Source organism: Pseudomonas sp. S2_H10, assembly GCF_054668285.1.
Map to the genome: position 1 here is coordinate 5,750,170 of NZ_CP162754.1, position 13,099 is coordinate 5,763,268.

The following is a 13,099-nucleotide window of genomic DNA, read 5'->3' on the forward strand; positions in this document are numbered from 1 at the left end:
CCGATGGGACCGAATTTAGCAGGTCTGACTTTTCGGTCAATGATTTTCTGACTTAAAGGTCAGGAAAATGTGTTTTATCGATCAACTACCTGTTCCTTGATTATTGTCGCTGGTTCGATTGCCTGCTTTTTTGCTTGAATCGTGCCAAAAACCTCCGGACGGGCACTCCGCCATGACCCGGCAATTGCGCTACACTGCGCCGCTTGTACAGATCGAAGAGTTTGAAGGACAACCATGACGTTCAAGGCGCCGGACAGCCTCGCCGAGCAAATCGCTCACCACCTCGCCGAACGCATCATTCGCGGCGAAATGAAGCCCGGGGAGCGCATCCAGGAACAGAAGGTCACGCTGGCCCTCAATGTCAGCCGTGGTTCGGTCCGCGAGGCCTTGCTGATCCTCGAGCGTCGGCACCTGATCGCGATCCTGCCGCGACGTGGCGCCCACGTCACCGAGCTCACCCCGCACAAGGTGCAGAGCCTGTGCACGCTGATGGGCGAGATGTACATCCTGCTGGCCAACGCGGTGGCCAGCGGCTGGCAAGTCCAGGCCGACCTGGCGCCGTTCGTGCAGATCCAGCAGCGCCTGACCGCCAGCTACGAGCGTCAGGACATCCATACCTTCGTCGACGACAGTTTCAGCGTGATGCGCGCCACCTATGGGTTCGCCAACAATCCGTACCTGCAGGAAACCGTCGAGAACCTGCAGCCGGCCATGAGTCGTGCCTATTTCCTTGCCCTGGACCAGCGCAAGGCTTCGATGAGCGAGTACCTGGAACTGTTCGAACGCTTGCTCGCAGCGGTGATCGCCCGTGATTTTGCGCAGATCCGCGAAGTGCTGACCGCTTACGGCCAGCGCAGTTGCGATCTGGTGATCTCCGCTCTGACGGACGCCTGAGCGTGCGGCTCAAGTGCATCAAGCTGGCGGGATTCAAGTCCTTCGTCGATCCGACCACGGTGAACTTTCCCAGTAACATGGCGGCGGTGGTCGGGCCCAATGGTTGCGGCAAGTCGAACATTATCGACGCCGTACGCTGGGTGATGGGCGAAAGTTCGGCGAAGAACCTCCGTGGCGAGTCGATGACCGACGTCATCTTCAACGGCTCCACCAGCCGCAAGCCGGTGAGCCAGGCGAGCATCGAACTGGTGTTCGATAACTCCGACGGCACCTTGCTCGGCGAATACGCCGCCTATGCGGAAATCTCCATTCGCCGCAAAGTGACCCGCGACAGCCAGACCACCTATTACCTCAACGGCACCAAATGCCGGCGCCGCGACATCACCGATATCTTCCTCGGCACGGGCCTTGGCCCGCGCAGTTACTCGATCATCGAGCAGGGGATGATCTCCAAGCTGATCGAGTCCAAGCCAGAAGACCTGCGCAACTTCATCGAAGAAGCCGCAGGCATCTCCAAGTACAAGGAGCGCCGGCGCGAGACCGAGAACCGCATCCGCCGTACCCACGAAAACCTCGAGCGCCTGACCGACCTGCGCGAAGAGCTTACGCGTCAGCTCGAACGCCTGCACCGCCAGGCCGAGGCAGCCAAGAAGTATCAGGAATACAAGGGCGAGGAGCGTCAGCTCAAGGCCCAGCTGTCGGCCCTGCGCTGGCAGGCGCTGAACGATCAGGTCGGCCAGCGTGAAGCGATCATCGGCAATCAGGAGGTTTCTTTCGAAGCCCTGGTGGCCGAGCAGCGCAATGCCGACGCGAGCATCGAGCGCCTGCGTGACGGGCATCACGACCTGTCGGAACGCTTCAATCTGGTGCAAGGGCGCTTCTACTCGGTCGGTGGCGACATCGCCCGGGTCGAGCAGAGCATCCAGCACGGCCAGCAGCGCTTGCGCCAGTTGCAGGACGATTTGAAAGAGGCCGAGCGCGCTCGCCTGGAAACCGAGTCCCACCTGGGTCACGACCGCACGCTGCTGCTGACCCTGGGCGAAGAGCTGGACATGCTCACCCCGGAGCAGGAAGTCACCAGCGCCGCCGCCGAAGAGGCCGCTGCCGCCCTGGAAGAATCCGAAACCACCATGCATGGCTGGCAGGAGCAGTGGGATACGTTCAACCTCACTGCCGCCGAGCCGCGCCGTCAGGCCGAAGTGCAGCAATCGCGGATCCAGCAGCTGGAAACCAGCCTGGAGCGCCTGGCCGATCGCCAGAAGCGTCTTGGCGAAGAACGCGCCTTGCTCTCGGCGGACCCGGAAGACGCGGCGATCATGGAGCTCAGCGAGCAGCTCGCGGAATCCGAGGCGACCCTTGAGGACTTGCAGACCAGCGAAGAAGCCCAGGTCGAAAAGCTTGAGCAACTGCGCCAGCAACTGCAGCAAACGTTGACGGCGCAACAGCAGGCCCAGGGTGATTTACAGCGACTCAACGGTCGCCTGGCTTCGCTCGAAGCCTTGCAGCAGGCCGCGCTCGATCCGGGCACCGGTACCGCCGAATGGTTGCGCGAACAGAACCTGGCGAATCGCCCGCGCCTGGCCGAAGGCCTGAAGGTTGAAGCCGGTTGGGAGCTCGCGGTGGAAACCGTGCTGGGTGCCGACCTGCAAGCGGTGCTGGTGGACGATTTCAGCGATTTCGATTTGTCCGGGTTTGCCCGGGGCGACCTGCGTTTGCTCAGCCCGGCCAGCGATGGCGTAAGGGTGCCGGGCAGCTTGCTGGACAAGGTCGAGGCACAGATCGATCTGTCGCCTTGGCTGGGGCAAGTCAAACCCGTAGACAATCTCGAACAGGCCTTGGCCTTGCGCGGGCAATTGGCGGTCGGGCAGAGCCTGATCAGCCGTGACGGTTACTGGGTCGGTCGGCATTTTCTGCGCGTGCGTCGGGCCAGTGAAGCGGAAAGCGGCGTGCTCGCCCGCGGTCAGGAAATCCAGCAACTGGGCCTTGAGCGCGACGAGCGCGAAGCCGCCGTCGAAACCCTGGAAACCCAGCTTCAAAATCTAAGGGCGCAGCAGCGTCAGCAGGAAAACGGTCGCGAACATCTGCGCCGCCTGCTGCAGGACGAAGCCCGCCAACAAGGTGAATTGAAGGCGCAATTGTCGGCCGGCAAAGCCAAGGCCGAGCAATTGACCCTGCGCCGCACCCGCCTCGACGAAGAGCTCACCGAGCTGGACGAACAGCGCGCGCTGGAGCACGAAAACATTGGCGAAGCGCGCCTGCAATTGCAGGAAGCCCTCGACAGCATGGCGCTGGACACCGAGCAGCGCGAGCTGTTGCTGGCCCAGCGCGACAGCCTGCGCGAGCGCCTGGACCGGGTGCGTCAGGAAGCGCGGCAACACAAGGATCATGCCCATCAGTTGGCGGTGCGTCTGGGTTCGCTCAAGGCGCAGCACGATTCGACGCGCCAGGCGCTGGAGCGTCTGGAAATGCAGTCCGAGCGCCTGACGGAAAAGCGCGAGCAACTGAGTCTCAACCTGGAGGAGGGCGAGGCGCCGCTGGAAGAGCTGCGCCTGAAGCTCGAGGAGCTGCTCGACAAGCGCATGACCGTCGACGTAGAACTCAAGACCGCACAGATCGCCCTCGAAGACGCCGACCGCGAATTGCGCGACGCCGAGAAGCGCCGCAGCCAGGCCGAACAGCAATCCCAGTTGATCCGCAGCCAGCTCGAAACCCAGCGCATGGAATGGCAGGCCCTGACCGTGCGCCGCAAGGCCTTGCAGGACCAGTTGCTCGAAGACGGCTACGATCTTCACGGCGTACTCGCGACATTGACCGCCGAGGCCAGCGAGAAGGAAGCCGAGGAAGAACTCGAGCGCATTGCCGCGCGGATTGCGCGCCTCGGCGCGATCAACCTCGCGGCCATCGACGAATACCAGCAACAGTCCGAGCGCAAACGTTATCTGGATGCGCAAAACGACGATCTGGTGGAAGCACTGGAGACGCTGGAAAACGTCATCCGCAAGATCGACAAGGAAACCCGTAACCGCTTCAAGGATACCTTTGATCAGATCAATGGCGGTTTACAGGCGCTTTTCCCAAAAGTTTTCGGTGGAGGACGCGCGTATTTGGAACTGACGGGCGAAGATCTACTCGATACAGGGGTGACGATCATGGCGCAGCCGCCAGGAAAGAAGAACAGCACCATCCATTTGCTCTCCGGCGGCGAAAAAGCCCTGACCGCATTGGCCCTGGTTTTTGCGATCTTCAAGTTGAATCCGGCGCCGTTCTGCATGCTCGATGAAGTTGACGCGCCGCTGGATGACGCTAACGTTGGACGCTACGCAAATTTGGTTAAAGAGATGTCTCAGACAGTGCAGTTCATCTATATCACCCACAACAAGATCGCCATGGAAATGGCCGATCAACTGATGGGTGTGACGATGCACGAACCCGGTTGTTCACGTCTGGTGGCAGTGGATGTCGAGGAGGCGATGGCGATGGTGGATGCCTGAGTCCTGGTCGCGGGAAGGCGTGTTTGTGGATTACAGGACTCTTTTCCTCGCTTCGACTTGCTGGCCAATCGACATATTCGCGCTAGCCAACGTGGTAGACGGTGTAAAGTTGCCTTTGGTCGTGCTAGTTTAATGTCAATTTTTCGTATACGTGGGCAAAACGCCTGTCAGAACATAGAGTTGGCGCCACGTTTTAAAGCGGTTTGCAGGTTGTAAACCCCTTATTTTTCAGCATTTTTTATAGAGGCACGGGATTACATGGAAATCGGTCTGCGCGAGTGGCTGATCGTCATCGGCATTATTGTCATTGCCGGTATTCTTTTTGATGGCTGGCGCCGGATGCGCGGCGGCAAGGGAAAACTGAAGTTCCGTCTTGACCGAAGTCTGTCCAACCTGCCCGAAGAGGACAGCAGCGCCGAGCTGCTGGGCCCGCCGCGAGTGCTGGACAACCATAAAGAGCCGCAACTGGACGAGCAGGATCTGCCGTCGGTGAGCATGCCGGCCCGGGAGCCTCGCGAGTCGGGCTCCAAGCGCGGCAAGCGTGGCCACGGCGAGCCTTCCCAGGGTGACATGAACCTCAGCCTGGACCTGGACGGCGGCCCGAGCTTCAGCAGCCGCGACGACGATTTCCCGGATGAAACCAAGTCCTCGTCATCGCTCAATGACAAAGAACAGCCACAAGCTGAAGAAGTGCTGGTGATCAGCGTGATCTGCCGCGACGCTGCCGGCTTCAAGGGCCCGGCGCTGTTGCAGAACATTCTGGAAAGCGGCCTGCGTTTCGGCGAGATGGATATTTTCCACCGTCACGAAAGCATGGCAGGCAACGGTGAAGTGCTGTTCTCCATGGCCAACGCCGTCAAGCCGGGCGTATTCGACCTGGACGACATCGACCACTTCAGCACCCCGGCGGTGAGCTTCTTCCTGGGCCTGCCGGGCCCTCGTCATCCGAAGCAAGCCTTCGACGTGATGGTGGCAGCGGCGCGTAAACTGTCCCAGGAGCTGAACGGCGAATTGAAGGACGATCAGCGCAGCGTACTGACCGCCCAGACGATCGAGCACTACCGTCAGCGCATCGTCGAATTCGAACGCCGCGCCCTGACCCAGAAGCGCTGATATTGGCAGTGTGTGGGCATGACTGCCACGCACTGTAGGAGCCGGCTTGCTGGCGATGCGGACTTGAAACCGCCATCGCCGGCAAGCCGGACTCCTACAATGAATCTGCGCCGCATCAACAGATTGAGCAGCCTCGGCTGCTCTTTTGCTTTATGAGAGAACACCCATGACCGCCGCCAAGAACCGCATTTTAGAGCTGCGCGCTGAGCTGGATCAGCACAACTATCGCTACCACGTGCTCGACGAGCCGAGCATTCCGGACGCCGAATACGACCGCTTGTTCAACGAGCTCAAGGCGCTGGAAGCGGCCAATCCCGAACTGATCACCAGCGACTCGCCGACCCAGCGAGTGGGCAGCGCGGCGCTGTCGGCGTTTACCCAAGTGCGTCACGAAGTGCCGATGCTCAGCCTCGGCAACGCCTTCGAAGAAACCGACATGCGCGAGTTCGATCGTCGCGTGACCGAAGGCCTGGATTTGCCGGCGGGCGATCTGTTCGGTGGCGGCGCAGCCGTTGAATATAGTTGTGAGCCCAAGCTCGATGGCCTGGCCGTCAGCCTGCTGTATCAGGACGGTGTCCTGGTGCGCGGCGCCACCCGTGGCGACGGTACGACTGGCGAAGACATCAGCGTCAACGTGCGCACGGTGCGCAACATTCCGCTCAAGCTGCACGGCAGCGGTTGGCCGGCGACCCTGGAAGTGCGCGGCGAAGTGTTCATGTCCAAGGCCGGTTTCGAGCGGCTCAACGCCACGCAGCTGGAAGTCGGCGGCAAGACCTTTGCCAACCCGCGCAACGCGGCGGCGGGCAGTTTGCGCCAGCTCGATTCGAAGATCACCGCCAACCGTCCACTGGAATTCTGCTGCTACGGCATCGGCCAGGTGTCGGCGGACATTGCCGATACGCACATCGGCAATCTGCAGCAACTCAAGGCCTGGGGCATGCCGATCAGCCACGAGCTGAAACTGGCGCAGGGCATCGCCGAGTGCCTGGATTACTACCGCGACATCGGTGAACGGCGCAGTGCGCTGCCCTATGAAATCGACGGCGTGGTGTTCAAGGTCAACAGCATTGCCTCCCAGCGCGAGTTGGGTTTTCGAGCCCGTGAGCCGCGCTGGGCCATCGCCCACAAGTTTCCGGCGATGGAAGAGCTGACCGAACTGCTCGATGTGGAATTCCAGGTCGGCCGCACCGGTGCGGTGACGCCGGTGGCGCGTCTGAAGCCGGTCAAGGTCGCGGGCGTCACGGTGGCCAACGCCACGCTGCACAACATGGACGAAGTCGCGCGCCTGGGCCTGATGATCGGCGACACGGTGATCATCCGCCGCGCCGGTGACGTGATTCCGCAAGTGGTGCAGGTGGTGATGGAGCGTCGTCCGGAAGATGCGCGGCCGGTGCAGATCCCCGAACAGTGCCCGGTGTGCGGCTCCCATGTCGAGCGCACGCAACTGATCAAGCGCAGCAAAGGCCGCGAGACGGTCAGCGAAGGCGCGGTGTACCGCTGCGTCGGCCGCCTGGCCTGTGGCGCGCAGCTCAAGCAGGCAATCATCCACTTCGTTTCCCGTCGCGCCATGGACATCGAAGGCCTGGGCGAGAAGAGTGTCGAGCAACTGGTCGACGAAGGCCTGGTGAGTTCGCCGGCCGACCTGTACGCCCTGACTTTCGAGCAGATCGTCGATCTGGAAGGTTTTGCCGAACTGTCGAGCAAGAACCTGCTCGGCGCCATCGAAGACAGCAAGAAACCGGGCCTGGCGCGGTTCATCTACGCCCTCGGGATTCCCGATGTCGGCGAGGAAACGGCCAAGGTGCTGGCGCGTTCCCCGGGGTCGCTGGAGCGGGTGCAGCAGGCCTTGCCGCAAGTGCTGACGTACTTGCCGGACGTCGGCCTGGAAGTCGCGCACGAGATCCACAGCTTCTTCGAGGACGCGCATAACCAGCAGGTGATTGCTGATTTGCTCAAGCACGGTCTGCAGATTCAGGATCAGGGCGAGTTGGGCGCCGAGTTTTCCGCGAGCACCACCCTGGGTGGTTTTCTCGACAAGCTGCATATCCCCTTGGTCGGTCCGGGCGGGGCGCAGAAACTGGCGGACAAATTCGGCTCGCTGCAGGCGGTGATCGGTGCGGACTGGCTCGACATGCGTCAGGCGCTGCCGGAGAAACAGGCCAATTCGGTGCGCGAGTTCTTTGCGCTGGAAGCCAATCGCCAACTGGCCGAAGCGGCGGAGAAGCAACTGCTCGATTTCGGCATGCACTGGCAGAGCGAGAAGAAGGTCGTCGAAGGCCTGCCGCTGGCCGGACAGACCTGGGTGCTGACCGGCTCGCTGGAACTGATGAGCCGCGACGTGGCCAAGGACAAGCTCGAAAGCCTCGGTGCCAAGGTCGCAGGTTCGGTGTCGGCCAAGACCCATTGCGTGGTGGCCGGACCGGGTGCCGGTTCGAAGTTGACCAAGGCCAATGAACTGGGGTTGAAGGTGCTGGATGAGGAGGCGTTTGTGGCTTTCCTGAAGGATCACAACATCCCGATCTAACACGAACTCTGTGGCGAGGGGGCTTGCCCCGTTCGGCGGCGAAGCCGTCGTAAAACCAGTGAACCAGGTGCGGCTGGAAAAGATGGGGGCTGCTTCGCAGCCCAACGGGGGCAAGCCCCCTCGCCACAAAAGCGGTTCATCACCAAGGTATGCTGAGGCTGGGAACGATCTTGTCACGGTAATGATCTAGTCTTGGCAAGCCCCAGGGAGAGATCGCCATGTACCGCTTCTTCGAACAGCTCAGCTCGCGCATCGCCGCGCCGTTCATGGCCGAGAATTCGCGCAACAGCAAGGTCTGGTCCTGCCGATGTGGGCAGTCGCTGTTTTTTCGCAACAGCCAGTGCCTGGCCTGCTCGGCGGCGTTGGGGTATCAGCCGCAGCAGAGTCGCTTGTCCTCGCTGCAACCGGGTGTGCAAACGGGCACCTGGCTGCTTGATGTCGATCCCGGGGACGGGCTATTTCGACGCTGCGCCAACCTCGATTCCCCGGCGGCCTGCAATTGGTTGCTGCCTGCCAATGACCACGAGGTTCTGTGCATTGCCTGCAGCCTCAATCGCACCATTCCCGATCTGTCGATCGCCGAGAACCACGAGCGCTGGCGCAAGGTGGAAATCGCCAAGCGGCGCCTGGTCGCGCAACTGGTCAGCCTCGGGCTGCCAGTCATCCCGAAAAGCGTGGACGAAGACATCGGCCTTGCGTTTGATTTCATCGGCGTCGACCGCGAAGGCAAGCCGCCGACCACGGGTCATGCCAACGGCCTGATCACCCTCGATATCAAGGAAGCCGACGACGCGCATCGCGAGCAGGTGCGGGTGCAAATGCACGAACCCTATCGCACCTTGCTCGGGCATTTTCGCCATGAGGTGGGGCATTACTACTGGGACCGGTTGATCGCCAACAGCCAATGGCTGGAACCCTTTCGCCGACTGTTCGGCGATGAACGCGCGAGCTATGCCGAAGCCCTCGAGCGACATTATCAGCAGGGCGCGCCGCTCGACTGGCAACAGCACTACGTCAGCGCCTACGCGACCATGCACCCGTGGGAAGACTGGGCCGAAACCTGGGCGCATTACCTGCACATGATGGACGCCGTGGATACCGCGCTGGGGTTTGGCATGAGTGCCCGGGAAATGGACTTCGACTATCAGCCGTTTCCGTCGGATACCCTCTACGATCCGCAGCATCCCGGTGGCGCGGCGTTTCTGTCGTTCGTCAACGCGTGGATCGAACTGGCGGGCATGCTCAATGAGCTGTCACGCAGCATGGGGCAGCCGGATTTCTATCCGTTCGTCCTGCCGCCAGCCGTCATTGCCAGGCTGCACTTTATTCACCTGGTGATCCAGCAAGAGGGCGGCAGGGCGGACGAGGTGCTTGAGGCGCAATAGCAAGTGCTTGAACCCCCTCATGTTTTTAATCCGAAACCAACGGTTGTAACTTCGTCTCAGATAGGTACAATGGCGCGGCTCGCCGACTGGTGAGCGTCGTTATGGTGACCCTATCGGTCCCCCCGCAACGATTACCCGTGAACCTGGTCAGAGCCGGAAGGCAGCAGCCACAGCGGGAACATTGTGTGCCGGGGTGTGGCTGGTAGGGTTACCACCTTAACGCCACGCGAGTGTTCTCTCGCGTATCTTTCTGAAAACAGACTTTCGCTAGCTGCCAGGATCTTTTCCGGGGCGGTTTTTTGTCGTTTCCGATTTGTCGGCAGCCGCAGGTTCGCTACCGATGTACAGCCGAACGATCGCATCGATCTCCCCGGACGTTTTCATCTGTGCCAAGGTGCGCAGAATGCGCTGCACCGGCACTTGCGGGTCGTTGCGCACGTAACAGCCGACATCCTGTTCCTGCAGCACCGCCACGCTGCGCAGCTGTTGCGCCGGCAGCAGGCGTTGATTGAACCAGTCCAGGGTCCATTGATTGCTGACGGCGTAGCGGTTGCGGCCGGCGAGGAGTTTTTCCAGCACCTGTTGCTGATTGCGGGCGTCGTCGCGATGCAACCGTTCGGTGTCGAACAGCGGTTGCAGGGTCGGGTAGCTGTAGCCCAGCACGGTGCCGATGGACTGATGGGACAAATCCGCCGGATCGATCGCAGCGGGGTGCGCATGCCGGGTGATCAGCAGGTCGGGCTGGGTAAAGAGCGGGATGCTCCAGAGGTAGTCGCCGGACTGATTGGGCAGCCACGATTGCGCGGCATAGCAGCGGACATCGACCTCGCCGTGCTCCATGGCGTTTTGCACCCGTGCGCGGGGCAATACATGGAATTCGGCCGGAACGCCGACCTGGGTCGCGAGGCTGAGCATCACGTCATACAGGATGCCCTGGGTCGGTTTTCCCCGTTCCAGCTGCACCATGGGCATGGTCCAGCTATCGGTTATCGCGAAGCGCAACGGCGCATTCGCCGCCACGCTATCCAGGCTGATCAACAGCAATGCCCCCAAGGCCAGCCGCATAAACACTCCGTTAAAAGCCCCCGATATGCAGCTTAGTCAGAATACACGAGCGCACCGGATGCAATTTGCGCCTTGCTCCGCTAGCATTAGCCGCTTCTGCTTCCTTCGCTGCGACGGTTTTCGATGAGTTATCAGGTTCTTGCACGTAAATGGCGTCCGCGCTCGTTCCGCGAAATGGTCGGCCAGACCCATGTGCTCAAGGCTCTGATCAATGCCTTGGACAGCCAGCGGCTGCACCACGCGTACCTCTTCACCGGTACCCGCGGGGTCGGCAAGACCACCATCGCGCGGATCATTGCCAAATGCCTGAACTGTGAAACGGGTATCACGTCCTCGCCCTGCGGCGAATGCTCGGTGTGTCGAGAAATCGACGAAGGCCGCTTTGTCGACCTGATCGAGATCGACGCCGCGAGCCGCACCAAGGTCGAAGATACCCGCGAATTGCTCGACAACGTGCAGTACGCCCCGAGCCGCGGGCGCTTCAAGGTCTACCTGATCGACGAAGTGCACATGCTCTCCAGCCATTCCTTCAACGCGCTGCTCAAAACCCTCGAGGAGCCGCCACCCTACGTCAAGTTCATCCTGGCCACCACTGATCCGCAGAAACTTCCTGCAACGATCCTGTCGCGGTGCCTGCAGTTCTCCCTGAAGAACATGACGCCGGAGCGTGTGGTCGAGCACTTGACCCACGTGCTGAGCGCCGAGAACGTGCCGTTCGAAGACGATGCGCTGTGGTTGCTGGGCCGTGCCGCCGACGGGTCGATGCGTGATGCCATGAGCCTGACCGACCAGGCCATCGCCTTCGGTGAAGGCAAGGTCATGGCCGTCGACGTGCGGGCAATGCTCGGGACGCTCGATCACGGGCAGGTCTACGACGTCCTGCATGCGCTGATCGAAGGCGATGCCAAGGCGTTGCTCGAAGCCGTCCGCCACCTGGCCGAACAGGGGCCGGACTGGAATGGCGTACTCTCGGAAATTCTCAATGTGCTGCACCGCGTCGCCATCGCCCAGGCGTTGCCCGAGGGCGTCGATAACGGTCATGGCGACCGCGATCGCGTGCTGGCACTGGCCCAGGCGTTGCCGGCCGAAGACGTGCAGTTCTACTACCAGATGGGCCTGATCGGCCGCCGCGACTTGCCGCTGGCGCCGGATCCCCGGGGCGGTTTTGAAATGGTCTTGCTGCGGATGCTGGCGTTCCGGCCCGCGGACACTGCGGATGCCCCGAGGCAACCGCTAAAGCCAGTGGGGATCAGCCAGGCCACAGTTGATTCCGCAAACTCAGTGGCTGCCGCGCCGGTTGTTGCGCCGGTAGTCGCAGCGGCCGTTGCACCGATAGCGCCTCCAGCGCCTGCACCGGAACCGGTGGCGCCGGTGATTGTGCCAGAGCCTGCGCCTGTGGTTGAGACGGTCGTGGTCGAAGAAGTTGTCGACCTGCCGTGGAACGACCCGGTCGAGCCTGCGCCCGTTCAGCAACCGGCGGTGGAACCGGTGCTGGAAACCGCCGGCGAACAACCCGAATTACCGCCGATGCCGTTGCCGACGCCGGACAGCGTGGTGCCGGACGCTCCGGAGTGGGCCGCCGCGCCGATCCCGGAACCTTCGGTGGCCGAAGTCGATGCCGCGACCCCGGGCATGGACCTGGATGACGAACCGCCGCTGGACGAAGATTACATCGAACCGGACATGGATTCGGCTTACAGTTACCTCGACGAACTGGCCAGCGAGCATGCCGCCGACCCGGCGCCCGAGCCCGAGCCGGAACCCGCGGCAATGCCGGCCACCGGCCTGGCCCTGCAATGGCTGGAATTGTTCCCGAAATTGCCGATTTCCGGCATGACTGGCAGTATCGCCGCCAACTGCACGCTGATCGCGGTGGATGGCGACAACTGGCTGATGCACCTGGACCCGGCCCACAGTGCCTTGTTCAACGCCACCCAGCAGCGTCGCCTCAACGATGCGCTGAACCAGTTTCACCAGCGCACGCTGACCCTGAACATCGAGCTGATCAAGCCCGAGCAGGAAACCCCGGCACAGGCGGCTTCGCGCCGCCGCGCCAACCGTCAGCGCGAGGCGGAGGAATCGATCCACGGTGATCCGTTCATCCAGCAAATGATGCAGCAGTTCGGTGCGGTGGTCCGTAACGATACTATTGAACCTGTCGACGCCCTGGTCACTCAGGGCTAACAACTGAAGGTGCCTGGCCGCATGGGCCGGGCGCTGATTCGATCCAAGTACTTTTGAGGTGATTACCATGATGAAAGGTGGCATGGCCGGCCTGATGAAGCAGGCGCAGCAGATGCAGGAAAAAATGGCCAAGATGCAGGAAGAACTGGCCAACGCCGAAGTCACCGGTAAGGCCGGTGGCGATATGGTCACCGTGGTGATGACCGGTCGCCATGACGTCAAGAGCGTGACCATCGACCCGAGCCTGGTCGAAGGCATGAGCGAAGACGACAAGGAAATGCTCGAAGCGGTCATCGCCTCCGCGGTCAACGATGCCGTGCGCAAGATCGAAGCCAACAGCCAGGACAAGATGGGCAGCATGACTGCCGGCATGCAACTGCCGCCGGGCATGAAACTGCCATTCTGATTCGCCTTCAGGCGGCAGATGAGCTACAAAAAATGCC

The 13,099-nt window shown here is 61.6% G+C and carries 8 protein-coding genes and 1 other RNA gene; 8 read left to right on the plus strand and 1 reads right to left on the minus strand.

Translation table 11 applies throughout. The features are described from left to right. The first annotated feature begins 234 nt into the window (after positions 1-234). From AB4O16_RS25945 to ffs, 6 genes are all read left to right on the plus strand, one after another. Positions 235-894, plus strand: a complete 660-nt coding sequence (locus AB4O16_RS25945) for a GntR family transcriptional regulator (protein WP_460156158.1) — start codon at positions 235-237, stop codon at positions 892-894. A 2-nt stretch (positions 895-896) separates the two neighbouring features. Then, the gene (smc, locus tag AB4O16_RS25950; RefSeq protein WP_460156159.1) at positions 897-4,385 is read left to right on the plus strand and encodes a chromosome segregation protein SMC; all 3,489 of its coding nucleotides are present in this window, start codon (positions 897-899) and stop codon (positions 4,383-4,385) included. A 258-nt stretch (positions 4,386-4,643) separates the two neighbouring features. After that, on the plus strand, positions 4,644-5,498 hold the full coding sequence (gene zipA, locus AB4O16_RS25955; RefSeq protein ID WP_160388791.1) for a cell division protein ZipA: 855 nt from the start codon (positions 4,644-4,646) through the stop codon (positions 5,496-5,498). Between the two features lie 166 nt (positions 5,499-5,664). Beyond that, positions 5,665-8,022, plus strand: a complete 2,358-nt coding sequence (ligA, locus tag AB4O16_RS25960) for an NAD-dependent DNA ligase LigA (protein WP_460156160.1) — start codon at positions 5,665-5,667, stop codon at positions 8,020-8,022. 218 nt (positions 8,023-8,240) lie between these two features. Further along, on the plus strand, positions 8,241-9,407 hold the full coding sequence (locus tag AB4O16_RS25965; protein WP_460156161.1) for a zinc-binding metallopeptidase family protein: 1,167 nt from the start codon (positions 8,241-8,243) through the stop codon (positions 9,405-9,407). A 111-nt stretch (positions 9,408-9,518) separates the two neighbouring features. Then, positions 9,519-9,615: signal recognition particle sRNA small type (ffs, locus tag AB4O16_RS25970), an RNA gene on the plus strand. Positions 9,616-9,674: 59 nt separating this feature from the next. Here the strand turns inward: ffs and AB4O16_RS25975 are convergent. Next, positions 9,675-10,472, minus strand: a complete 798-nt coding sequence (locus tag AB4O16_RS25975; RefSeq protein WP_460156162.1) for a substrate-binding periplasmic protein — start codon at positions 10,470-10,472, stop codon at positions 9,675-9,677. A 123-nt stretch (positions 10,473-10,595) separates the two neighbouring features. On the opposite strand from AB4O16_RS25975, the gene dnaX reads away from it, so the two are divergent. Together dnaX and AB4O16_RS25985 are read left to right on the plus strand one after the other, a co-directional pair. Continuing rightward, complete coding sequence (dnaX, locus tag AB4O16_RS25980) at positions 10,596-12,656, plus strand: DNA polymerase III subunit gamma/tau (protein ID WP_460156163.1); 2,061 nt, start codon at positions 10,596-10,598, stop codon at positions 12,654-12,656. Between the two features lie 67 nt (positions 12,657-12,723). Next, positions 12,724-13,062 carry a YbaB/EbfC family nucleoid-associated protein gene (locus tag AB4O16_RS25985; protein WP_007971455.1) on the plus strand — a complete coding sequence of 113 codons (339 nt, stop codon included), beginning with the start codon at positions 12,724-12,726 and terminating at the stop codon, positions 13,060-13,062. Positions 13,063-13,099: the final 37 nt, after the last annotated feature.